This window comes from Flavobacterium sp. 1 (assembly GCF_002797935.1).
In the GTDB taxonomy this organism is placed as follows: Bacteria; Bacteroidota; Bacteroidia; order Flavobacteriales; family Flavobacteriaceae; genus Flavobacterium.
This window is the reverse complement of the sequence record NZ_PGER01000001.1, coordinates 395,043-419,185: the sequence shown is the minus strand read 5'-3', so window position 1 is coordinate 419,185 and position 24,143 is coordinate 395,043. Positions and strand designations below refer to the sequence as shown.

Annotated in this window: 27 protein-coding genes; 20 read left to right on the top strand and 7 right to left on the bottom strand. The window is 33.7% G+C overall.

Annotated elements, in window-relative coordinates; genetic code table 11:
- Positions 1-319 precede the first annotated feature (319 nt).
- Positions 320-1,306 (top strand): SPFH domain-containing protein, encoded by a 987-nt coding sequence (locus tag CLU83_RS01930; RefSeq protein ID WP_100430058.1) that lies wholly within the window; start codon positions 320-322, stop codon positions 1,304-1,306.
- Positions 1,307-1,550: 244 nt separating this feature from the next.
- On the opposite strand, the gene CLU83_RS01925 is transcribed toward CLU83_RS01930, so the two are convergent.
- Both CLU83_RS01925 and CLU83_RS01920 read right to left on the bottom strand, forming a co-directional pair.
- Positions 1,551-2,594, bottom strand: a complete 1,044-nt coding sequence (locus CLU83_RS01925; protein ID WP_100430057.1) for an RluA family pseudouridine synthase — start codon at positions 2,592-2,594, stop codon at positions 1,551-1,553.
- A complete protein-coding gene (locus CLU83_RS01920) occupies positions 2,584-3,204 on the bottom strand; it encodes a PASTA domain-containing protein (protein ID WP_100430056.1) in 621 nt (206 codons plus the stop codon). Before CLU83_RS01920 ends, CLU83_RS01925 begins: the two co-directional genes overlap by 11 nt.
- Positions 3,205-3,486: 282 nt before the next feature.
- Between CLU83_RS01920 and CLU83_RS01910 the strand changes: the two genes are divergently transcribed.
- The 8 genes from CLU83_RS01910 to CLU83_RS01880 all read left to right on the top strand — a co-directional run bounded on the left by CLU83_RS01910 (position 3,487) and on the right by CLU83_RS01880 (position 8,562).
- Positions 3,487-4,458 (top strand): D-alanine--D-alanine ligase, encoded by a 972-nt coding sequence (locus CLU83_RS01910; protein WP_100430054.1) that lies wholly within the window; start codon positions 3,487-3,489, stop codon positions 4,456-4,458.
- Between the two features lie 78 nt (positions 4,459-4,536).
- Positions 4,537-4,689, top strand: coding sequence for a hypothetical protein (locus CLU83_RS22215; protein WP_198512231.1), 153 nt, complete (start codon positions 4,537-4,539; stop codon positions 4,687-4,689).
- A complete protein-coding gene (locus tag CLU83_RS01905; protein ID WP_157801965.1) occupies positions 4,664-5,278 on the top strand; it encodes a zinc-ribbon domain-containing protein in 615 nt (204 codons plus the stop codon). The genes CLU83_RS22215 and CLU83_RS01905 overlap by 26 nt, the downstream gene beginning before the upstream one ends.
- 53 nt (positions 5,279-5,331) lie before the next feature.
- Positions 5,332-5,910, top strand: a complete 579-nt coding sequence (locus CLU83_RS01900; protein ID WP_100430052.1) for a TMEM175 family protein — start codon at positions 5,332-5,334, stop codon at positions 5,908-5,910.
- A gap of 82 nt (positions 5,911-5,992) precedes the next feature.
- The gene (gene coaD / locus CLU83_RS01895) at positions 5,993-6,457 is read left to right on the top strand and encodes a pantetheine-phosphate adenylyltransferase (RefSeq protein WP_100430051.1); all 465 of its coding nucleotides are present in this window, start codon (positions 5,993-5,995) and stop codon (positions 6,455-6,457) included.
- A 45-nt stretch (positions 6,458-6,502) separates the two neighbouring features.
- Positions 6,503-7,000 carry a hypothetical protein gene (locus tag CLU83_RS01890; protein WP_100430050.1) on the top strand — a complete coding sequence of 166 codons (498 nt, stop codon included), beginning with the start codon at positions 6,503-6,505 and terminating at the stop codon, positions 6,998-7,000.
- Between the two features lie 542 nt (positions 7,001-7,542).
- Complete coding sequence (locus CLU83_RS01885) at positions 7,543-7,800, top strand: hypothetical protein (protein WP_100430049.1); 258 nt, start codon at positions 7,543-7,545, stop codon at positions 7,798-7,800.
- Positions 7,801-7,983: 183 nt separating this feature from the next.
- Positions 7,984-8,562, top strand: a complete 579-nt coding sequence (locus tag CLU83_RS01880) for an alkylphosphonate utilization protein (RefSeq protein ID WP_100430048.1) — start codon at positions 7,984-7,986, stop codon at positions 8,560-8,562.
- Between the two features lie 101 nt (positions 8,563-8,663).
- Here the strand turns inward: CLU83_RS01880 and CLU83_RS01875 are convergent, their stop codons facing one another.
- The 3 genes from CLU83_RS01875 to CLU83_RS01865 form a co-directional block, all read right to left on the bottom strand.
- The gene (locus CLU83_RS01875; protein WP_100430047.1) at positions 8,664-9,104 is read right to left on the bottom strand and encodes a hypothetical protein; all 441 of its coding nucleotides are present in this window, start codon (positions 9,102-9,104) and stop codon (positions 8,664-8,666) included.
- Positions 9,105-9,339: 235 nt separating this feature from the next.
- A complete protein-coding gene (locus CLU83_RS01870; protein ID WP_100430046.1) occupies positions 9,340-10,689 on the bottom strand; it encodes a DEAD/DEAH box helicase in 1,350 nt (449 codons plus the stop codon).
- Positions 10,690-10,836: 147 nt separating this feature from the next.
- The gene (locus CLU83_RS01865) at positions 10,837-11,430 is read right to left on the bottom strand and encodes an NUDIX hydrolase (RefSeq protein WP_100433576.1); all 594 of its coding nucleotides are present in this window, start codon (positions 11,428-11,430) and stop codon (positions 10,837-10,839) included.
- Between the two features lie 7 nt (positions 11,431-11,437).
- Between CLU83_RS01865 and pyrE the strand changes: the two genes are divergently transcribed.
- Both pyrE and CLU83_RS01855 read left to right on the top strand, forming a co-directional pair.
- On the top strand, positions 11,438-12,079 hold the full coding sequence (gene pyrE, locus CLU83_RS01860) for an orotate phosphoribosyltransferase (RefSeq protein ID WP_100430045.1): 642 nt from the start codon (positions 11,438-11,440) through the stop codon (positions 12,077-12,079).
- A gap of 40 nt (positions 12,080-12,119) precedes the next feature.
- Positions 12,120-12,512, top strand: coding sequence for an orotate phosphoribosyltransferase (locus CLU83_RS01855; protein WP_100430044.1), 393 nt, complete (start codon positions 12,120-12,122; stop codon positions 12,510-12,512).
- Between the two features lie 53 nt (positions 12,513-12,565).
- On the opposite strand, the gene CLU83_RS01850 is transcribed toward CLU83_RS01855, so the two are convergent.
- Complete coding sequence (locus CLU83_RS01850) at positions 12,566-13,294, bottom strand: biotin--[acetyl-CoA-carboxylase] ligase (RefSeq protein WP_100433575.1); 729 nt, start codon at positions 13,292-13,294, stop codon at positions 12,566-12,568.
- 96 nt (positions 13,295-13,390) lie between these two features.
- Here CLU83_RS01850 and rsfS point away from each other — a divergent pair, with 96 nt between their 5' ends.
- The 7 genes from rsfS (at position 13,391) to CLU83_RS01815 (ending at position 18,963) form a co-directional block, all read left to right on the top strand.
- Positions 13,391-13,762 carry a ribosome silencing factor gene (gene rsfS / locus CLU83_RS01845; protein WP_100430043.1) on the top strand — a complete coding sequence of 124 codons (372 nt, stop codon included), beginning with the start codon at positions 13,391-13,393 and terminating at the stop codon, positions 13,760-13,762.
- Between the two features lie 15 nt (positions 13,763-13,777).
- Entirely contained in the window at positions 13,778-15,700 is a 1,923-nt protein-coding gene (gene ftsH, locus CLU83_RS01840; RefSeq protein WP_100430042.1) for an ATP-dependent zinc metalloprotease FtsH, read from the top strand.
- Between the two features lie 108 nt (positions 15,701-15,808).
- Positions 15,809-16,411, top strand: a complete 603-nt coding sequence (locus tag CLU83_RS01835) for an LUD domain-containing protein (RefSeq protein WP_100430041.1) — start codon at positions 15,809-15,811, stop codon at positions 16,409-16,411.
- A 1-nt stretch (position 16,412) separates the two neighbouring features.
- Positions 16,413-17,264 carry a phosphatidate cytidylyltransferase gene (locus CLU83_RS01830; protein WP_100430040.1) on the top strand — a complete coding sequence of 284 codons (852 nt, stop codon included), beginning with the start codon at positions 16,413-16,415 and terminating at the stop codon, positions 17,262-17,264.
- Positions 17,254-17,907 carry a phosphatidylserine decarboxylase family protein gene (locus CLU83_RS01825; protein ID WP_100430039.1) on the top strand — a complete coding sequence of 218 codons (654 nt, stop codon included), beginning with the start codon at positions 17,254-17,256 and terminating at the stop codon, positions 17,905-17,907. Before CLU83_RS01830 ends, CLU83_RS01825 begins: the two co-directional genes overlap by 11 nt.
- The gene (locus CLU83_RS01820; protein ID WP_100430038.1) at positions 17,907-18,173 is read left to right on the top strand and encodes an acyl-CoA-binding protein; all 267 of its coding nucleotides are present in this window, start codon (positions 17,907-17,909) and stop codon (positions 18,171-18,173) included. The genes CLU83_RS01825 and CLU83_RS01820 overlap by 1 nt, the downstream gene beginning before the upstream one ends.
- An 85-nt stretch (positions 18,174-18,258) precedes the next feature.
- A complete protein-coding gene (locus CLU83_RS01815) occupies positions 18,259-18,963 on the top strand; it encodes a superoxide dismutase (protein WP_232726931.1) in 705 nt (234 codons plus the stop codon).
- Positions 18,964-19,021: 58 nt separating this feature from the next.
- Here the strand turns inward: CLU83_RS01815 and CLU83_RS01810 are convergent, their stop codons facing one another.
- Entirely contained in the window at positions 19,022-20,890 is a 1,869-nt protein-coding gene (locus CLU83_RS01810; protein ID WP_100430036.1) for an alpha-amylase family glycosyl hydrolase, read from the bottom strand.
- Between the two features lie 287 nt (positions 20,891-21,177).
- Here CLU83_RS01810 and CLU83_RS01805 point away from each other — a divergent pair, with 287 nt between their 5' ends.
- The gene (locus tag CLU83_RS01805; protein ID WP_100430035.1) at positions 21,178-22,809 is read left to right on the top strand and encodes an OstA-like protein; all 1,632 of its coding nucleotides are present in this window, start codon (positions 21,178-21,180) and stop codon (positions 22,807-22,809) included.
- Positions 22,810-22,884: 75 nt separating this feature from the next.
- Positions 22,885-24,066, top strand: a complete 1,182-nt coding sequence (locus tag CLU83_RS01800) for an aspartate aminotransferase family protein (protein ID WP_100430034.1) — start codon at positions 22,885-22,887, stop codon at positions 24,064-24,066.
- The last annotated feature ends 77 nt before the right edge of the window (positions 24,067-24,143 follow it).

Genomic DNA, 24,143 nt, shown 5'->3' with positions numbered 1-24,143 from the left:
TCGCACAGATTTTCTTGTCTTGATTTCACCTGATTCGTATTTAATACCAAACAAGCCTTATCTCTCTCTTTAGCCCTGATAGAAGTGGAAATCCTTTTTATTTTTAAAGAAAAAATAAAAAGATTGAAACGGATAGCAGGAATCCATCTAACCAAAAAATGCCTTATGCTTCCGCTCCATAAATAAGGCAATGCTAAAACTGAAAACCAACAGTCAAATAGAAAATTACTACTTTATGTGGTAAGAATGATTCTATAAAATTTGTAACTTTTATTCGAACACCACGTATAATAACTTTAACTTTAAAACCAAAAAAGTCATGGGTCCATTTATGATTGCTCTTTTAGTCTTCGGGCTAATTATTCTTTTTTCTTCCTTTTTTACAGTAAAACAGCAGACTGCTGTTGTTATAGAACGTTTCGGCAAGTTTTTGAGTATCCGAAACTCTGGATTACAGCTCAAAGTTCCAATTATTGACAGAATTGCTGGCCGTGTGAACTTTAGAATTCAACAGCTGGATGTAATTATTGAAACACAAACTAAAGACAACGTGTTTGTGAAAATGAAAATTTCAGTGCAGTTTAAAGTCATTCCAGAAAATGCATACGAAGCATTTTATAAATTAGAATATCCTCATGATCAGATTACAGCGTATGTTTTTGACGTGGTGCGTGCCGAAGTTCCTAAACTTATTCTGGATGATGTTTTCGCAAGAAAAGATGATATTGCTGTTGCCGTAAAAAGAGAATTAAATGAGGCAATGATGGCTTATGGGTATGATATCATCAATACTTTGGTTACGGACATTGACCCAGATATTCAGGTAAAAAATGCCATGAACAGAATTAATGCGGCCGAAAGAGAAAAAACCGCAGCTATGTTTGAATCTGAAGCGCAAAGAATCAGAATTGTTGCTAAAGCAAAAGCTGAAGCCGAAAGTAAAAAACTGCAAGGTCAAGGTATTGCAGATCAACGTAGAGAAATTGCGCGCGGATTGGTAGAAAGTGTTGAAGTGTTAAACCAAGTAGGAATTAATTCGCAGGAAGCATCGGCTTTGATTGTAATTACACAGCATTATGATACTTTGCAGGCGATTGGTGCCGATACGAATTCTAATTTAATTCTGCTTCCAAATTCACCGCAAGCAGCAAGCGATATGTTAAATAGTATGGTAACCAGTTTTACTGCTTCAAACATCATTGGTGAAGAAATGAAAAAACAAAAACCACGTGTTAAAAAAACAAATAATACTTCAATAGATTATAATCCGTCGGATACTTCAAATCCAACAACTGAAACTGAGTAAATAGTGACTAGTAATTAGTACTCTGTAATTAGTACTCTGTAATTAGTACTCTGTAATTAGTACTCTGTAATTAGTACTCTGTAATTAGTACTCTGTAATTAGTACTCTGTAATTAGTTTAGTAGGACGCATAAAAAAAGAGATAATTAAAAAATATTTTTTTAAGTATCTCTTTTTTTATGCTTTATCTTTTTTGTCTTTATCCGCTAAAGAAAAACTATTCACTAAGAGCTAATTACTAATCACTAATCTTCATCATCAACATGGTGCGATTTTGAATATCCTCTCCATTTCTCGATACAATCCTGAAAATCCTGTGGCAGTTCAGTATCAAAACGCATCATTTCTCCAGTATTTGGATGCACAAAACCAAGTGTTTTAGCATGCAAAGCCTGACGTGGCAAAGCTTTGAAACAATTCTCAATAAACTGTTTGTATTTTGTAAACGTAGTTCCTTTCAAAATCAAGTGACCTCCATAACGCTCATCGTTAAAAAGCGGATGCCCAATATGTTTCAAATGCGCACGAATCTGGTGTGTTCTTCCTGTTTCCAGTTTGCATGAAATCAAAGTCACATATCCAAAACGCTCCAATACTTTATAATGTGTAATTGCAGGTTTCCCTATTTCGGGATCGGCAAAAACGGCCATTTGCATGCGGTCTTTTAAGTGTCTTGCTAAGTTTCCTTCAATAGTTCCTGCTTCTTGAGCAACATTTCCCCAAACTAGAGCAATATATTCTCTTTCGGATGTTTTGGCTTCAAATTGTTTGGCCAAATGAGTCATCGCAGCTTCAGTCTTGGCAATAACCAATAATCCAGAAGTATCCTTATCGATTCTATGAACCAGACCCGGGCGTTCACTGCTGTTCATTGGTAAATTCTCAAAATGAAAAGCCAATGCATTTACCAAAGTCCCAGTATAATTCCCATGACCGGGATGCACAACCAATCCAGGCGGTTTATTAATTAGCAAAAGAGCCTCATCCTCATAAACAATATCCAGCGGAATATCCTCTGGATCTACCCTGTTTTCAAACGGCGGATGCGTGAGCATTACCTGAATCACATCAAGGGGTTTCACTTTATAATTTGACTTTACAGTCAAGTCATTCACAAAAATATTCCCTTCGGCAGCGGCATTCTGAATTTTATTTCGTGTGGCATTTGGAATCATACCCATCAGATATTTGTCAATCCTCAAAATCGCCTGTCCTTTCGGAACTTCATACCGATAATGCTCAAATAACTCTTCGTCTAAATCCTCAATTGGTTCAATATTATTGTTCATTCGCTGGTATTTGTTCTTCTGCTGGAACAGCTGTACTGTCCACTGCTTCTTCTTGATAACTCTCTTTCCCGTCGCCCAAAACCAAATCAATCTTGGAGGCTTTCAATACTCTGTCCCCTACTTTCAGATTTCTGCCTTTATACCGCATTTCCAAAACCATGTCTTTTCCTAAATTAGGGACATAAGTAATAGTCCCGGCTTCAAGTCCTAAAGCCTTTAATGTAGGCACTGCCTCACGATAGGTTTTTTCAATCAAATCTGGAATCCGCACAGACGAAAACCCAGATGAATTAATCTTAATATATACTTTTCTGCCCACCTTTACCTTTGTTCCTGGCATAGGATCTTGCTCTACAACACTGTATTTTGGGTAATCGCCTCTAAAATCAACACTATCCAATAATTCATAATCCAAATCCAATTCATCCAGCTTATCTTCCACTTGCTCCTCGGTCAATTTTCTCAAATCGGGAACCGAAATTTCATGCCCATGATCGGTAGTAAAAGTCAGCCAATGCATGAATAAATAACCTAAAACAGCAATAATTGCAAATGCAATCGCCACTTGTCCAAAAAATACGCGACTCGTAAGATATTTTTTTAAGCTCATAAATATTTTTATTTCCCGCAAAGATAAAGCTATTTCGTTTCAAAAAAAATGATAATTTTGTTTAATAGTATTTGTCCTTCCGAGCAACATTTTTGCAAGGAGCTATTTCCCGCTATTCGTTGCAATCTTTTTATTTTTAAAGAAAAAATAAAAAGGATTTCCACTACTATCGGGGCTAGGGCATCAGTTTTCAAAACAGCATTTAAAATTAAAATCACAGTATTACACTTTCAAAAAAATTGTGCAATTCATCTAATTTACAGCAAAAAAATAAATAAAAACATGAAAAACATTGCCATCATCATGGGCGGCTATTCCAGCGAATACAAGATCTCACTCATCAGCGGAAACGTAGTTTACCAATTCTTAGACAAAACAAAATACAACGGATTCAGAGTCCATATTTTCAAAGAAAAATGGGTTTATGTTGATGAACAAGACAATGAATTTCCAATTGACAAAAACGATTTTTCAGCAACCGTAAACGGAACCAAAATCACTTTCGACTGTGTTTTCAATGCCATTCACGGAACACCAGGCGAAGACGGATTAATGCAGGCATATTTCGAATTAATTGGGATGCCGCAATCTTCCTGCGAATATTACCAAGCATCATTAACGTTCAACAAACGTGACATGCTTTCTGTATTAAAACCGTACGGAATAAAAACCGCGACTTCTTACTATTTGAATAAAGGCGATATCATCAATACTGCCGAAATCGTAAAAACCGTTGGTTTGCCATGTTTTGTAAAACCAAATAAATCAGGTTCCAGTTTTGGAATCTCTAAAGTAAAAACAGAAGCTGAATTGCCAATCGCTATTGAAGTGGCCTATAAAGAAGATAATGAAATCATTATTGAAAGTTTCTTAGACGGAACCGAAGTTTCTGTTGGAGTCATCAACTATCAGGGAGAAATAATCGTTTTGCCTATCACCGAGATTGTTTCTGAAAATGATTTCTTTGATTACGAAGCCAAATATGAAGGAAAATCACAGGAAATAACTCCTGCCAGAATCTCCGAAGAAATGACTCAAAAAGTAAGCGAAGCTGCAAAACGTGCCTACGAAGTGCTAAAAATGAAAGGTTTCTCAAGAAGTGAATTCATCTTTGTAAACGGAGAACCGCACATGCTCGAAATGAATACCATTCCTGGATTAACAACTGAAAGCTTAATTCCGCAACAAGCAAAAGCAGCCGGAATTTCATTAACAGATTTGTTTACCAATGCGATTGAATTGGCGATTAATTAAGTTGATGAGAATCTAAGATTCTAAGCTTTTAGTATTTATCCTGAACCGAAGAAATAATATTATTAAAAGTTCATTTCAATGCTTTATACAATCCTGCAAGGTTTCCAAAACCTTGTAGGTTTGCTTTTAAAATCAAATACCTACAAGGTTAAAAAAAAGACCTTGCAGGAAAATCGATTATCAACAAAAACAATATTCGAAACTTATGATGGTATTGATTGGAACAAATGAAACTTGCTTATTAAAAGGAACTATTCCTAATACAGAATGTCTTACTTGCAAAATTCATTCAACAATAGATTATAGCATTTTTACCAAATATACCTCTTTAACATTCATACCTCTATTCCCTGTTGGAAATACAGTATATATAAAATGCAACAATTGTTCAAAAGAAATTAATTTTGAAGATTTAGATGAGAACACTAAAATAAAACTCATCGATGAAAATAAAAAAACAAATCAAAGAAGACCAATTTGGCTGTTTTCTGGTATCATTATATTAGTCTGTTTCATCATATTTTATTTTTTCAGCTTATATCAAACAGATAATGAAACAAAAGCTTTAGTGAAAGCTCCAGCTTTTGGAGATATTTATAATATAAAATCTTCAAATGGATATTATTCGTCTATGAGGATAGATAAAGTGACAAAGGACAGTGTTTATGCCACGCAAAATGATTATAGAGTATATTTACAGTCAGAAGTTGAGGAGATAAACAAAACAGAAAATTACACAAACAGAAAAAATAATTATTCAAAAAAGGATTTATTAAAACTATATGATAACGATGATATATTCTCCGTTATAAGAAAATAAAAAAACTCAGAATCTTAGAATCTTAGCAACTCAGAATCTTCAAACATAAAACAATGAACAAAAGCAGAATCGAAGCCTTTAGCGATGGCGTCATGGCCATTATAATTACCATCATGGTTCTGGAAATCAAAGCGCCTGAGCATTCTGATTTAGCCAGTTTATTGCCGTTGATTCCTGTTTGTTTGAGTTATGTATTGAGTTTTATCTACGTTGGGATTTATTGGAACAACCACCATCACATGTTTCAGGTAGTAAAAAAAATAGACGGATCGGTGCTATGGTATAACACGGCATTATTATTTTGGCTGTCATTAATTCCGTTTGCGACAAGCTGGATGGGAGAACAGTCTTTTGCTACAGTTCCCATTGCCTGTTATGGTTTTATTTTATTGATGTGTGCCATTTCCTATATTATGCTTCAAAATAAAATCATTAAGCTCGAAGGCAAAGAATCCGTTTTGCACCAAGCAGTCAACAGCGATAAAAAAGGAAAAATATCAATGGTTTGCTACGTTTCAGCCATTCCGCTTGCATTTGTTTCTCCTATTATTTCGGGAATCCTTTATATTTTTGTAGCATTAATATGGATTATCCCTGACAGAAGAATTGAAAATCAAATCAATAAATTATAAAAAGAAATCGCCGTGATTCCAAATTACAAATAGGAATAAAGAATGGCGATATCATATTCAGATAAAAAAATATTAACATAATATGAAAAAAGCCATATTCCCGGGATCGTTTGACCCAATCACTTTGGGACATGAAGACATCATCAACAGAGGCATTTCGCTTTTTGATGAAATTGTAATTGCCATTGGGGTCAATGCCGAAAAAAAATACATGTTTAGTCTTGAAGAAAGAAAACGCTTCATAGAGGAAACATTCAAAAATGAGCCCAAAGTTAAAGTTATTACATACGAAGGACTAACCATTGATTTGTGCCAAAAAGTAAAAGCCGATTTCATTTTGAGAGGACTCCGCAACCCTGCCGATTTCGAATTTGAAAAAGCCATCGCCCATACCAACAGACGATTGTCCAAAATAGAAACTGTCTTTTTATTGACCGCTGCACGAACTTCTTATATCAGCTCCAGCATCGTGAGAGATGTTATCCGAAATCACGGTGAATATGAAATGCTGGTTCCGGAAGCGGTAAGGGTAAAATTACATAAATAGCATTGTTTATCAATTAGTTAGACGCTATTAATAAAAAATTAAAATATGAATATTTCAAAAAAAATATCACAAGTCTTTGGAGTTTCAAATGAAGAGATTGCATCATATATAGAAAGAACTGAGGTAGATAATGAATTCCAAAAAGGCTTAACACAAAACAAGCATATAATTATTTTTGGTTCATCTAAACAAGGAAAAACAGCGGTGACGAATAAACACCTTCAAGAACAATCTTTAGTAAGGATAAATTGTGTTCCAGAATCAAGACCGATTGATATATATAAATCACTTTTAAGACAATTAAATATTGAATTTCAAGAAGAAAAATCATCACAAACTACAATTGGTGTTGGTGGAAAAGGAGGAATAAAAGCAAAAGTTAAAATTCCATTTCTTGTTGATGCAGAAGCGTCTGGAGAAGCATCTGGCAATAAATCAACAACAAAAACCTTAAAAACAAAAACTATTGAATATAATCTTGAACTTCCTCAAGATATTTCAGAGATATTAAAAAAGGTTGATTTCAAAAAAGAATTGTCCTAGAAAATTTTCATTATTTAGAAGAAGAAACTCAACGCGATTTATCCTTTCACTTACGTTTATTTGAAGATTACAATATCTTATTTGTTATTCTGGGAATTTGGAGAGAGAAAAATAGACTTGCTCAATATAATGGGGATTTACAAGATCGATTAATTGAAATCCCAGTTGAACCTTGGAAACATGAAGATTTTAAACGTGTAATCAAAGAAGGTGAACCATTATTAAATGTATCCTTTGATGAAATTTCTGAACAACTCATTAAAGAATCATTCGATAGTATTGGTGTTTTTCAAGAATTATGTAAAGAAACATGTATTGCTGCTGGTGTTTTTGAAACACAAACTAACACAGTCTTATTAAAACAAGAACATTTAAAAAAAGCTGTTCAAAAAAAATTAGAAGATTATAGTGGTCGTCATATAAGAAGTATTGAGAGCTTTGTCCAACAAAAAGCAAAAAGTTCTGACAAAACACCACTATATTTAGCATATTATTTCATCTCCATTATTCTAACAGAAAAATTTGAAGATATTGTTGATGGAATGAAAAGAAAAGAAATTCAAGAAAAAATTCAATTAATTCATCATAGACCTAGTGATGTAAGACCATCTGACATGAGTAATTTTCTTCACAATATTAAGGAAGGACAAATTAAAAGGGCAATTGTTCCGCCAATATTTGATTATGATATGAGTATCAGGACTCTAAAAATAATTGATTCAACATTTTATTTTTTCCTAAGAAATTATGATTGTAATGAACTTTTTGAAGAATTAGATAAACCTGAAGGAATACAATAACAGTGGTTTAGCAAAATTGGAGCTTTTATTGAATTATCGATTTCAGTCATACTCTTTTAATCAAAAATATTTGGTTTCAAATTCCCGAACTTCTCAAATCATGGAAAAATAACCAAAAAACATAAACTTGCAAAACCTCCTATTTAACCGTAATTTCGCAACCTAAAAAACATAAACTTTATAATGAGCTTAGAAAGAGAATTAAATAAACGCAGCGGTTCCCAATGTGAATTATGCGCTGCCACCGAAAACCTTAAAGAATTCCAAGTATTGCCTACCAAAAAAGGCGGATTAGACGAAAGCATTTTTGCCTGTCCTACTTGTATCGACCAAATTGAAAATCCAGGTCATGAAGATTTAAACCACTGGAGATGCTTAAACGACAGTATGTGGAGCGAACATATTCCAGTACAGGTTTCAGCTTGGAGAATGTTGAGCCGTTTGCGTAAAAATGGCTGGCCACAAGAGCTTTTGGAACAAATGTATCTAGACGAAGACACTCTCGCATGGGCACAAGCCACAGGAGAAGGAGAAGATGATGAAAACAAAATCATCCACCGCGATGTAAATGGCGTGATATTAGCCCACGGAGATTCAGTAGTTTTGATCAAAGATCTAAAAGTAAAAGGATCAAGCATGGTTGCTAAACAAGGTACTTCGGTACGCAACATCCGCTTAGACCACGAAAACGCAGAATACATTGAAGGAAAAGTTGATGGTCAGCAGATTGTGATTATCACGCAGTACGTTAAGAAAATATAGTTTGCAGTTTTTTATACAAAAAAAGTCCTCGAAATTCGAGGACTTTTTTATTCAGGCAATTTTAGTTTAGTCTTAATTCTAAAATCTTAATTCTTCTTCTACTAGCTTTTTTGAAATAATTTTTCAACTTGCTCTTTTGATAATGGCTCAGAAATATGGGTAGAACCCACTTCTTTGCTGGAAACCATAAACTGCACAGTAGTTTTGTCAGAGCTTGCGATATAGTGCAGCCAAACAAAATTATTAGGCAATTCTAATTTCACGTCATTCAAAGGACTTGCTGTAAATCCCTTTGTGATGATTCCATAAAGACTTTGATAAGCATTATCAACATTCTTGAATGAAAAAGCTTTTAAAGCTGCTTCTGCATCATCAGATTGAACTGTTGTGTAAAAAAAGGTAAACTCATCACCAATTTTTTGAACATAAAAATTATTATTTACTCTGCCTAATTTCTCAACAGGCACAGTTTCAAGAACTTTAATTTGGCTAAATCCAATAGAACTAATAAATAAAATAGCAATCGCAATAACTTTTTTCATAATTTATTTGGGGTTTAATGATATACTCAATTTGGTAAGTATTTGCCAGCAAACATAATAATAAAAAAAAACCAACTCCTTTGTTGTTCCTTTTTTTTATTAACATTCAAACTTTTTTTTTGTTTGTAATTTAAGAAGCAGCAAACAAAATTATAAGTTTTCACAAATCTCTCCTTATTTATTGATTTCTCAATTTTGATTCATTCGAGTAAAGAAATAAACAAAAATCTAAAACCTACTCTTCCTCCTTCTTGATAACTTTTCTGGCAACTTCAATCTTAAATTTCTTGCCTTTCATCTTCTCTTCTTTAATATTATGCAGCAAGTCTTTTACCTTATTGAATTTTACGGCAGCAAACGAAATAAAATCCTTCACTTCAATTAGCCCTAAATCTCCTTTTTCGAGTTTCCCTTTTTGGGAAAAGAATCCTACAATGTCAATTTTATTCAATTTATTTTTCTTTCCGCCACTAATGTAAATGGTTTGAAATTCGGGAGGTTTTGGCAGTGTCACTGTATTTTCTACATTAAATACTTCCATTCCATAATCCAAATAATCCATTTTTTTCTCACTTTCATGAGCAATCACATAAGCAGTACCCGAAGCCTGCATACGAGCCGTACGACCATTTCTATGGGTAAACTCGTCTTCCTTTAATGGCAGATGATAGTGAATAACATGCTTCATTTCGGGAATATCAAGACCACGTGCTGCAAGATCGGTAGTGATTAAATAGCTCATGCTCCCGTTACGGAATTGAATTAGCGCACGTTCTCTTTCTTCCTGATCCATTCCGCCATGATAATAGGTAGAATAAATTCCTTTCTCGTTTAAAGTATCGCTAATTCGTTCGGCTGCATCGCGATGATTGCAAAAAACAATCGCCTGCTGCGATTTTAAAGAACATATTAAGTTAAATAAACTTTCCAGCTTGTCTTTTTCTTTGGAAACTACCATTTTGGTAGCCAAGTTACTTTCCTGTTCTTCCTCGTTTGGAATAAAATCCAAGATTGTCGGGTTCACAACTCGGGTATATTTTGGAATTTCAATATCTGATGTAGCCGAAACCAATACACGTTTATTCAGTTTAGAAAGCTTTCCAATTATAAAAGACATTTGCTCGTGAAAGCCCAACTGCAGGGATTTATCAAATTCATCCAGAATTAAAGTTTGGATTTTATCTAATCTAAAAGTTCCTCGGTCAATGTGATCTGCAATTCTGCCAGGAGTTCCAATTAAAACAGCTGGAGGATTGCTCAAGTTTTTAATTTCGGTATCAATAGAATGCCCGCCGTAGCACACATTTACTTTGTAATCGGTTCCCATTTTTTTCCAAACCTGTTCAATCTGCAGTCCCAATTCGCGTGACGGAACCAGAATTAAACATTGAACAGACAGAATTTCAGGCTGCAGCATTTCGAAAATCGGCAATAAAAAAGCCAATGTTTTTCCGGAACCTGTTGGAGAAAGCAGTAAAACATTATTATCATTTAGGATGACGTCTTGTGCAGTTTCCTGCATTTCATTTAGGCTATCGATACCTAAATTCAGTAATATATTGTTGGAATGGTGTTTCTTATTCATTTTGCAAAGGTAATCAAAAATAACACTTTGTTTTTAGACCTTTAATTCATGAAAAAAAATTAACTGTCTTTAAAAAAAATCGATTATTCTAAACTAAATACGAATACTTGTTTAGAAAAAAGTCTGCCATTTTATCACTTTATTTAATCAATTTTCTTCTTCAAATAAAAGTTTTATGTTCTCATAAGAATTCTGAAGAGCTTCCTTTATTTGATCAGGCCCCAGCCAGGCAACTTTTTCAATTCCTTCTTCTATTTGACCTTTTGGAGTTCCTTCAAATGTAGACTGCATTTCAAACCAATGGGTGATTTTTAATTTGTATTTCCCGTTTCGTTTAAAAACATGATAGGTCTTTTGGAGTTTTTTAACAATTTGCAATTCATTTACGCCTGTTTCTTCTTCGACTTCGCGCATAGCCGTTTTTTCAATCAGCTCACCTTTATCAGTACCTCCTTTTGGCAAATCCCACTTTCCGTTTCTAAAAATGAACAATACCTCACCTTTTTTATTATAAACCAAACCGCCTCCAGCTTTATTAACGGGGATTTTTGCTTTCAAGGTTTTCATAATCACGCTTTCATCTGGGTGATAGAGATAGGCTTTCTTAATTTTATTTTGAAACATTTTTACAATAACTTGCTTAACATCAATACTATCCAACAAGAAAAGCTGAAAATCAGTCTCTTTAGAAATTTGATTTGTCAAAAAAAGTGGTTTGTCGTTAACAAAAACTTTATACATTTGTATTATGATTTTTAATAAAGATACAGCCGACAAAACAGCCGAATTGCTTTTGCAAATAAATGCAATTAAATTGAATCCAGGAAATCCTTTTACATGGGCATCTGGATGGAAATCGCCAATATATTGCGATAATCGTTTAATCCTCTCGTTTCCAGCCATAAGAAATTATGTCAGAGACGAATTTTCTAAGAACATTGAAAAACAATTTGGGAAACCAGATGTGATTGCCGGTGTAGCCACTGGAGCAATAGGCATCGGAATGCTGGTTGCCGAGAGCATGGGACTGCCTTTTGTGTATGTTCGTCCGGAACCAAAAAAACATGGCCGTCAAAACCAAGTAGAAGGTTTCCTGCAGAAAGGACAAAGCGTAGTAATTATTGAGGATTTAATCAGCACTGGAAACAGTAGCCTGCAAGCCGTTGAAGGCTTACGGGAAGCAGGAGCAGTTATAAAAGGAATGGCAGCTATATTCACTTATGGATTTGATGTTGCAGACCAAAACTTTAAAAATGCCAATATCGATTTATACACGCTGAGCAATTATCAAAATTTATTGAATTTGGCAGTTGCAAAAAGCTATATAACCGAAAAAGAAGAGCAAACCTTGAGAGAATGGAATGTTAATCCGTCAACTTGGAATATATAATTTAAACTGCTTAATTTTAGAATACAAATAAAACACAACTATGAATTTAGAAAGCCCAAGGGTTACCGTTGAAAAATCTGCTCAAGAATTATTCGATTTGTTAAGTGATGTAAAAAACTTCGAAAAATTAATGCCTGATAATATTGCAAAATTTGAAATCACTGGCGAAGATGCTTTTATTTTTGGATTAAAAGGAATGCCCGAAATTAAATTAAAGATGAAAGACAAAGTAGCTCCAAGCAAAGTTATTTTGGGTGCAGCAAGCGACAAGGTTCCATTTACCTTAATAGCAAACATTGACACCGTTTCTGAAAATTCAAGTGCTGTTAAACTGGATTTTGAAGGCGAATTTAATGCGATGATGGCAATGATGGTAAAAGGTCCGATTTCTAAATTTATCGAAACTTTGGCCAACAACATGACAAAACTGTAACACTTACTTTTTCACAAAATACAAAAGCCTTTTAGTCTAGCTAAAAGGCTTTTTTAGTATAACATCTGTACTTCTTTTAGACTGTATTCACAAATAGCATCATCTTCCAATTGAATTTGAAGTTTCCCGATAGCCGAAACGCCTTTTATAATACCCATAAAATTAATTTCATTTTCATCAGAAAAGGCAGTAGGAATACCAATTTTAAATAATTCATTAGAATACTCTTCCCATAAAAATGAAGCTTTTACTGCATAATCAACTATTATTTCTTCCATTTCTGAAACAATACCAAAAAGAATTTCTTCTTTATCAAAAGTAACACTGCAAATCAAAGCCAATGACGAAGCTCTAGGCAAATTTTGAAATTTTACTTGGTTTACATTCAGTCCCAATCCAACAATAGATGAAATTATTCCTTCTCCTTTAATGCTGTTTTCAATCAGTATGCCACCAATCTTCTTATTGGCTGACATAATGTCGTTAGGCCATTTGATGCTTAATTCAGGTATATTATACTTTTTTAATGTACGGATTACAGCAAGTGAAATCACAACATTAAGGTTAAAAACATCTTCATTATCAAACAGAAAATCCTTAACCAAAATACTCATTATAAGATTCTTACCCGATTCAGAATCCCACTTTGACCCCATTTGGCCTTTCCCTTTCAATTGAGTTTCAGCTGTAACAACTGTAAAATTTTGAACCTCCTGCTTGTTCGATAAACCTTTTAGAAACTCATTCGTAGAATCTATGGCATCGAGTTTGATTAACTTCATTTGTACTTTTTTTTTGCAAAACATAATTTAATATTATGTTAAGGTTCAAAATTAATCACAAAAAATGGTAACTTTACAAATTCATATAAAAATTACATGGCGAAAAAGATTATAAACAATGATGCCTTACTGGCAAACATCATAAAAGGAATAGAAGAAGTAAAAGGAAGTGATATCGATATTTTAGATTTAAGAGAAATAGACACTGCTGTTTGTGACTATTTTGTAATATGCAATGGTAACTCAAACACTCAAGTGAATGCTATTGTCAATTCAATTCAAAAAACAGTTTCAAAAGATTTAAAAGACAAACCTTGGCATGTAGAAGGTTCCGATGTAGCCGAATGGGTATTAATGGATTATGTTCATATTGTTGTGCATGTATTTCAAAAACACATTCGTGAATATTACAACATCGAAAGTCTTTGGGGTGATGCCAAAATCACTAAAATCGAAAACAAATACTAAAGAAACAATCTTCTAATGGCTAAAGAAAATAATCCAAACTCAAATTTCAAGGTAAGCCCTTGGTTAGTATATACTGCAATAATATTAATTTTTTTAGGAATAAGTTTTGCAACTGGAGGATCAAGCTTTCAGGAACCAGCACAACTTACATCTTCAAAATTTAATTCCTTTTTAGAAAAAGGACAAATTGAAAAAGTAATTGTTTATAACAAAAGCGAAGCCGAAGTTTTTTTAAATCCTAAAGCCTTAAACGATCCTGAACATAAAAAAGTAGCCAAAGATTTATTAGGCAACACTAATAAAGGACCTCACTATTCTTTTGACATAGGTAATGATCAGATTTTTCAAACTAAATTAGAAAAAGCTGTTGCCGAAGGTAAATTGAAAGATTTCAATTTTTTACCAAAAAGTAACTGGACAGATATCCTGATAAGCCTATTGCCAATAATAATCATTATTGGGGTTTGGATATTTATTATGAGAAAAATGTCTGGTGGTCCAGGTGGCGGAGGCGGACAGATTTTCAATATTGGAAAATCAAAAGCAAAACTTTTTGACGAAAAAACGGACATCAAAACTACATTTAAAGATGTTGCCGGTTTAGAAGGTGCTAAAGAAGAAATACAAGAAATTGTAGAATTCCTTAAGAACCCTGAAAAATACACTAATCTTGGAGGTAAAATCCCTAAAGGAGCTTTACTGGTAGGACCTCCGGGAACAGGAAAAACCTTATTAGCCAAAGCCGTTGCAGGAGAAGCTCAAGTGCCATTTTTCTCTCTATCTGGATCAGATTTTGTAGAAATGTTCGTAGGAGTTGGTGCTTCACGTGTACGTGATTTGTTCAAACAAGCCAAAGAAAAATCTCCAGCTATTATTTTCATTGACGAAATTGATGCTGTTGGTAGAGCCAGAGGGAAAAGCAACATGTCTGGCGGTAACGATGAAAGAGAGAATACTCTAAATCAATTGCTGACTGAAATGGACGGTTTCGGAACTAATTCTAATGTTATTGTTTTAGCTGCAACCAATAGAGCCGATGTTTTAGACAAAGCCTTGATGCGTGCTGGTCGTTTTGACAGACAAATTTTTGTTGACTTACCAGATATCCGCGAAAGAGCTGAAATTTTCCAAGTTCACTTAGCTCCTATCAAAAAAGTAGAAAATCTTGATCTTGATTTTCTAGCTAAACAAACTCCAGGGTTTTCTGGTGCCGACATTGCTAATGTTTGTAACGAAGCTGCTTTGATTGCTGCAAGAAATAACAAAACCGCAGTTGACAAACAAGATTTTCTTGATGCTGTAGACAGAATTATTGGAGGTCTTGAAAAGAAAAACAAAATCATTACTCCTGAAGAAAAAAGAGCAATTGCTATTCATGAAGCAGGTCATGCAACAGTAAGCTGGATGCTTGAACATGCAGCACCGCTTATCAAAGTAACAATTGTACCCCGCGGACAAAGTTTAGGCGCAGCTTGGTATCTTCCTGAAGAAAGACAAATCGTTAGAACTGATCAAATGTTAGACGAAATGTGTGCTACTATGGGAGGAAGAGCAGCAGAAAAAGTTACTTTCGACCGAATTTCGACTGGAGCACTTAGTGATTTAGAAAAAGTAACACGACAAGCCCGTGCGATGGTAACTATTTATGGTTTAAATGACAAAATAGGAAATGTTACTTATTATGATTCATCCGGACAGAGCGAATACAGTTTTTCTAAACCTTATTCTGATGATACTGCTAAAATAATTGACGCTGAAATTTCAGAATTAATTGAAGGACAATACCTTAGAGCTATTCAAATTTTAGAAAAAAACAAAGACAAATTAAATCAGCTTGCCGATATTTTAATTGAAAAAGAAGTAATCTTTAAAGATGATTTAGAAACTATATTTGGAAAAAGAACTTTCGACAAAAACTTAGGTGAAGTAGTTTCATAATTTGAAAATTAACAAATATTTAAAATCTTAATTCAAAACCTAGTTTTGAATTAAGATTTTTTTATCTTTGAACGTTTTCAAGTAACACAAAACGATTAGTAACAAATTATGAATCTTTTTAAAAAATTATTTGGTTCTAACGACTCTTCTTCTAATGAAGACAGAGATGATAATTCAAATAAGCCAAATCCAGATATTAACTCCCCTCTGGATGAACAATTCATCTACAATTTTAAAAAAAATGGCGGTAAATTTTTATACTGTGAAAATTTAAATGAAGTAAAAGAACAATTTGAAAACATACTTGAAGAAAATGATTGGTTTGAATGTGAAGCCTTATGCTATGAGCCTAAATTATTTTTTTTATTAGATGAAAACAAACTTACTTACGGACAAAATATAAATCCTAAATTTTTATTGTCTGGTTGTGAAAATCTGATAACTGAAGAAGGATCTATTTTATTTTCCTCCAATCAGATTAAGCAAAAAAAACCAAATGACTTACCCGCCAATATTGTGATTTTGGCAAAAACAAGCCAGATTGTTGAAGGCAAAAGTGATGGTCTTAGTGCTATCCGAAAAAAATATTTAACAGAATACCCCACCAATATTACAACCATCAAATATTTTGAAAAAGCAAAAGAAGAAGATTTTACTCAGTATGGAAGCTCTGCAAAAAATTTATACCTGTTGCTTTTAGAAGATCTTTAAAATGAATGAAACAGTAAAAAGATCAATATCTGGAGCTATTTATATTTTATTACTAATAGCTTCAATACAATACTCTATAGAAACTTTTTTTATTCTATTTGGAGTTTTTTTATTAATTGCAGTAACTGAATTTTGCAACTTAGTGCATTTAAATAAAATTGTCCCATTTATAATAGCCGGTTTATTCTATTTCTTTTTTTATAAAATTGCTATAGCCGAAAAAGGCGATGGTATTTTATACATACTGAGGTATAATCGAAATTTTGATTTAGCAGTACTATTCTCATCACTTATAGTTTCTTTGAAATGTATCGTCTTTTTATTCGATAACAAAAATCTAAAAGTAGATTCCTTTTCAAAATTTGCCTATTTGATTGGATACATTATTCTTCCTTTTATAATAATTACAAAAATACCTTTTGGAATTAAGGGTTACAACCCAAACATCCTAATCAGTATTTTTATCTTAATATGGACCAATGATACGTTTGCTTATCTAGTTGGAAAATCAATTGGCAAACACAAATTATTTGAAAGGATTTCTCCCAAAAAGACCATTGAAGGATTTCTCGGCGGCATTGGATTTGCATTAATTGCAAGTTATTTTATTTCAAAATATTTTTTAATGCTTCCAGAAAAGAACACCTACATTTGGCTTATAATAGCTGTAATTGTTGGTATTTTTGGAACTATTGGAGATTTAGTCGAATCCAAATTTAAACGGATTTCAGAAAAAAAAGACAGTGGAAACATCATGCCTGGACATGGAGGCATTTTAGATCGGTTAGATAGTGTTATCTTTGTAGCACCAATTATATTTTTATTTTATCAAATTTTAAATTATGTTTCATAAAGAAGGAACTCAAAGTATTTTATTAGGCACTATTGTTACTGCTATTGTTTTTTTAGCATCAGACCATTTTATCCAAACAGAATGGATTAAAATGACTATTGAAATTGTAACTTTATTGTTACTGATTATCATTTTACAATTTTTCAGAAATCCAAAAAGAACTGTAGAAATCAATGAAAATCACATTATAGCTCCTGTAGATGGAAAAGTAGTTGTAATTGAAGAAGTTTTTGAAAGCGAATATTTTAAGGACAAAAGAATTCAGGTTTCAATATTTATGTCCCCCATAAATGTTCACGTTACCCGCTACGCCATAAGTGGCCTGGTAAAGTTTAGCAAATACCATCCTGGTAAATTTCTTGTGGCTTGGCATCCAAAAGCCAGTGAAGAAAATGAAAGAACAACTATTGTTGTTGAAAATAAAACTTTTGGAGCTATTTTGTACCGTCAGATTGCTGGTGCATTAGCAAAACGTATTGTGAATTATGCACAAGAGGGTATGCAGGTAGTGCAAGGTACAGATGCCGGTTTTATTAAATTTGGCTCAAGAGTAGATATTTTTCTCCCTTTAGGCACTCCAATTAATGTGGCACTAAATCAAAAAGCAATTGGAGGAAAGACTATAATTGCAATTAAAGCTTAATGATTGAAGAAGATTTAGAAAAAAAATTTCAAGAAGCTGTAGAAATAGCTTCTTTTATGACACAAGCGTCTTTACCTCAAGATGTGCAACTGCGTCTTTATGCCTTTTACAAACAGGCTACATTTGACAAAAGCAATTTTACAGTTACTGACAATTCTGATTTAAGAAATGCTTTTAAAACGAATGCTTGGATTCAGATCAGTCATCTTACACAAGCTCAAGCAAAGAAAAAATATATTAAATTAATTCATTCCTTAATAAAGTAATCGTATTATTTTCATGAAAAAAAACACTTTTATCCTAGCAAACCTGCTCTTTATTTCGGTCTTAGTTTCTTGTAATGAAAAAAAAATGACTGAGGTTGTAGAAGTTCCGTTACCAACAGTGCAAGAAAAAATTAAAATAGGCAATCCAAATGATTTAAAAGCAAATGAAGGCTCATTTCAATTGGGAAAAATTTCTTTTGGCTATGATGCATTAGTGCCAGACTTATCGGCCTTGACATTAGAATCTCATTACAAAAATTATTTATATTACACGAACAGTCTAAACAAAACTATAGCCGGAACAGACAAAGAAAATCTAAGCATAGAAGATATTCTTGCAAAATTAGACATTAACGATCCCGAAATACGGAATAATGCAGGCGGTTATTACAACCATAGCCTATACTTTAAATCCATAGGCCCAAAAGCAGGTGGCGAACCAAAAGACACATTGGCTTCAAAGATTACTAAAGATTTTGGTTCTTTTTCCAATTTTAAAACTGTATTTAAAGAGACCGCAACTAAACAATTTGGATCAGGCTGGGTTTGGCTGGTAGTTGATAAAACAGGAGTTCTGCAGTTATCAACTACTCAAAACCAAGACAATCCATTAATGACCTATGCACCTGTTATTGGATTTCACGGAACACCTATTTTAGGGATTGATCTTTGGGAACATGCTTATTTCTTAGACTATCAATACAAAAAGAAAAATTATATCGATCATTTTTTCAATATTGTAGATTGGGAAAAGGTAAACGAAAATTACAAAACTACTTTTAAAAAGTAAGGAATAAAAAAGCTGATATCTTAAAAATATCAGCTTTTTTATTATCCATTAACCGCTATTATAACTGAAAAATAAATGATTCTAATGGTTTAACAGTAACTGAAGCTTTACCTTCACCATTTACAACCTGCAGAACTGCACTTTTTCCATACAATTGGTCTTTTATAGTATAACTTTCGTCTTTCAAATTCCATTTACTGATTATATCTACTGGAATTTTCAAATCAAAACTATTAGTGGCTTCTGAAGAAAAATTAGTGACAACTATCAATTTTTCATTATCCGACCAGCGAACAAAGGAATATAAATGGTTAGGATCGTATCCTTGACCTGCATGACGGTTTATCTCTTGAAGATCTTGAAACTGCCCCATCACTGCCGAACTTTTCGCAGAGAAATTCAACAGTCTTTTATAAAAATCACGTAACTCTTTTTCGCTTTGCGATAATTTTCCACCATCAAATGCACCGTCATTCATCCAGCGCTGATGATTTGGAACACCTACATAATCAAAAATTGATGTTCTGGAATGAGAGCCAAATCCTCCATTTTCATTTCCAGGCTCCCCTACTTCCTGACCAAAATAAATCATAATAGGAGCTGCAGTAATCATGGCAGAAACTACCATCATTGGTTTTCCTTTTTCAGGAGAACCGGCAAATTCCGGACTTGCTAATCGCTGTTCATCATGATTATCCAAAAATTTCAACATGTGAATATCAATATCAGCTAACCCGCTTTGGATGTATGACAATCCATCCGGAGGTGTTTTTCCTTGAATGATATCTTTAAGCTTGTCATAAGTCTCTACTTTATCATATAAATAATCCATTTTGCCCAAATGAATATAATTGCGGTATTCTTTCGGATTGTACACTTCGGCCATTAAGAAAGCATCGGGATTTACATTTTTTATGGCCGAGTTCATATAACTCCAAAATTCGTAAGGAACCATTTCGGCCATATCGTATCTAAAACCATCAACACCTTTAGCTGTCCAATACAAAGCAATATCTCTGAACTTAATCCATGAACTAGGCACGCTTTTATCTTTCCAAAAATCAAAATGTTCTTTATACGATAGCTTATCATAGCCAGCCGGTAATTCAGGAAAATCTTTTGAACCATCGGGACGAACACCATAATTTACTTTAACGGTTTCATACCAGTCATTTTTATCAGGTTTTGCTAATCGGGAACCATTTCCTGTCCATTTGGCTGGATTTTCTTCAAATTTGCCATCAATAAGCGGATTATTTTCTCCGTTCAAAGGTTTGTCTCCGTCAGGTAATTGGAAAGACGTATTCGGGATATAATAAAAATTATTATCTCTTTTGTATTCCGCAGCAACATCATCATCAGCTCCAAAATCTTTTACGCCTTTTGGATTGCTTTTCCCTTCATATTTACGGGCAATATGATTGGGAACAATATCAATAATTACCTTAAGGTTTGCCTTGTGGGTTCTTTTTATCAATGCTTCAAATTCTTCTAAACGTTTTTCTGGATTTACAGCCAAATCTGGATTAACATTATAATAATCTTTAACTGCATAAGGTGAACCTGCCCTGCCTTTTACCACCTCAGGATCATCATTTGAAACTCCTATTGCTGTATAACCCCTTATAACTGCATGATGCGGAACGCCAGTATACCAAATATGCGTGACTCCCAAATCTTTAATTTCATGAAGCGCTTTATCTGTAAAATCATTGAATTTCCCAACTCCATTTTCTTCAATAGTACCCCATGGTTTGTTGGTTGTATTTTTGTTACCAAACAATCGGGTAAAAACTTGGTAAACTACAGCTTTATTTTCAGAAACGGTTTCTTTTTTTTGTACACTCATTTTTACATCTTTAGTTTTACATGCAGCTGCCATAAGCAAAACACTTATTCCTGCTATTACTATTTTTTTTGTGATCATTTTTTTAAACTATAAAAAATTAAAAAACATACAATTGATACTATATTTATATTCGCAATCAATCTATAAATTTAATGTTTTTTTCAAAAAATAACCGCCAAAAACCTGCCGCTTCGGGTTAACTTACGGATTAAAAAATTACTACAACGTAATAGCTAATTCTTTTGTTTATAAATAAATCTTTCGAAAAAGGCCTTTATAATTCTAATGGCAAATTATTATAAATAAATCCTAATATATAAAGGGTTTACCTCATTTTTCATAAATTTACAAAAAAAATAAAACCATTGAAGAAATCTTTATATTTCATTATCTATAGTTTAGTATTACTTAGTGCAAATCTTATTTTGGCACAAGCTCCCAAAAAAATTCATGTTGAACAATCTGACTTTGCAGATATGGATAAGGATAAGTATCCAGGTGCTCTTTTACTCACAGGAAATGTAAAAGTAAGCCATGATGGTGTGATTCTTACCTGCAATAAAGCTTATTTTTTTCAAAAAGAAAATTATTTAAAAGCTTTTGGAAATGTACAATTAGTACAAGGAGACACTTTGTATCTGAATAGTAATTATGCTGAATACAGCGGTGAATTAAAAAAAGCTTTTGCAACCGGTAATGCTGTTATGAGTTCTCCAGATGCTACGCTGGCAACTGATACCATTAATTTTGACAGAAACGTGCAAGAAGTTTTTTACAATACAAACGGAACCATCATCAATAAAGACAATACACTGAAAAGTAAGTCCGGAAGGTATTATGTAACCCAGAAGAAATTTCAATTTTTAACAGCAGTAACACTTACCAATAAAACATACGAAATCAAATCCAACCACTTGGATTATTACAGCAATTCAGGGCATTCTTATCTTTTTGGCCCATCTACAATCACTAGTAAAACCAATTACATTTATACCGAGAAAGGATTTTATGATACCAAAAAAAATCTGGCACATTTCTTAGACAAATCCTATATCAAGTATGATGATCGAGTCATAAAAGGAGATAGCTTGTATTATGACCGGAATAAAGAATTTGCATCGGCAACCCGAAATGTAAAAATAACCGATTCGATTAATCGTGGAGTAATTCGGGGTCATTATGCTGAATTATACAAAAAGAAAGATTCTATGTTTGTAACTAAAAGAGCCTTGGCAGTCAATTTTGTAGACAATGATTCAGTGTATATTCATGGAAAAAAACTGATGGTTACTGGTAAAGAAGGAGACAGAATCATTCGGGCTTTCAACAACGTCCGTTTTTATAAAACCGATATGAGCGGCAAATGCGATTCTATCCATTCCAGTTCTAAAATTGGATTGACAAAATTGATAGGAAACCCAATACTTTGGAATGCAGAAAGTCAGATTACCGGTGATGTGATGCATCTCATTGGAGATAAAAAAACACAAAAACTAGACTCTCTCAAAGTCCTCAACAATACTTTTCTGGTCTCGAAGGATACCCTCGGGACTGGCTATAATCAAGTAAAGGGGCTAAACTTATTTGGAAAATTCATAGACGGAAAACTTCATGAAGTTGATATTATAAAAAATGCTGAGGTGATTTATTACTCGCGCAATGAAGCCAAAGAACTCATCGGAATCGACAAAAGCGTAAGCAGTAAAATCAATATTCTTTTTGATAAAAACGCCATAGAAACCATAACGCGTTTCAAGCAAATAGATGGCATACTTTATCCCGAATCCGAATTGCCAGAAAATGCAAGAACCCTCAGGGGACTTAAATGGCGGGGTGATGAAAGGATAAAATCCAAAGACGATGTTTTTAGCAAAGAAGAGAATGACGAGGAACTCAAAGTCATTGAAGACACTAAAAAAGACAAAGCAAAAGAAAGTGTCCCAATGAAAGTGCGAAAAGAAACTCTGAATTACGACAAGAAGAACTCGAAGAAGTAATCAGATTGCAGTTTTCAGTCCTTATCTTAGACAAATTAAACTTTTCGGTTAAAACAATTTTAAACCTTTACAAAAGTGAATCCTGATTTCATAAAATACCAAGCACAAACTTCGCCTTACCCATTGGGCATGGAAGTCTCGCATGCAATTGGCTCTTATATTTTTGACACTACTAACAAAAAATATTTAGACTTTGTAGCAGGAGTTTCGGCTTGTACGCTTGGACATCAAAATAAAAGGGTGAATGACGCGATAAAAAATCAATTGGATAAATATTCGCATGTTATGGTTTATGGTGAATATTCACAAAGCCCATCAGTTGAATACTGCAAATTAATGGCCTCTCTCCTGCCCGCTCCGTTAGACAAAACCTATTTGGTCAATTCAGGCACTGAAGCAATAGAAGGCGCATTAAAACTTGCCAAAAGAGTTACAGGAAGAAGCCAGCTCATTTCCTGCCACAATGCCTATCATGGCAATACTATGGGATCAATGAGCGTAATGGGATTTGAAGAACGCAAACAGGCTTTCCGTCCTTTGCTTCCAGATATTGATTTTATAACTTTCAATAACGAAGCCGATTTACAAAAAATAACGACCAAAACAGCAGGAATCTTACTCGAAACCATTCAAGGCGGAGCTGGTTTTATTGAACCTCACAATGATTTTTTAAAGAAAGTAAAAGCCAGATGCACCGAAGTGGGTGCTTTGATGATATTAGACGAAATTCAGCCAGGATTTGGAAGAACAGGTGCTCTTTTTGGATTTCAAAACTATGATGTTGTGCCTGATATTGTTGTCATGGGAAAAGGAATGGGAGGCGGAATGCCTGTAGGTGCCTTCACCGCATCCTCTGCAATGATGGATTTGTTAACTATAAATCCAAAATTAGGACATATTACCACTTTTGGAGGGCATCCTGTCATTGCGTCAGCATGCTTGGCAACTTTGAGAGAATTAACTGAAACCAATATCATTGCAGCTACTTTAGAAAAAGAAAAGCTCTTTAGATCGCTTTTGGTACATCCTTTGATACAAGAAATAAGAGGAAGAGGATTAATGCTTGCAGCTATGACTGCAAGTGCAGACATAACGAATGAAGTGATTCTAAAATGCCAAGATCGGGGCTTAATTCTGTTCTGGCTGCTGTTTGAAGGCTGCGCCATCCGAATTACGCCTCCTTTGACTATTTCTGAAGAAGAAATTCGAGAAGGCTGCGCTATAATTCTTGAAGTGATGGACGAAATGATGATTTAAGATTTTGATTTTTAGAAAATAGAATACAGATTTTAGAATAAAGAAAAGCATTGTAATTGATATTGAAAAACCTGTTA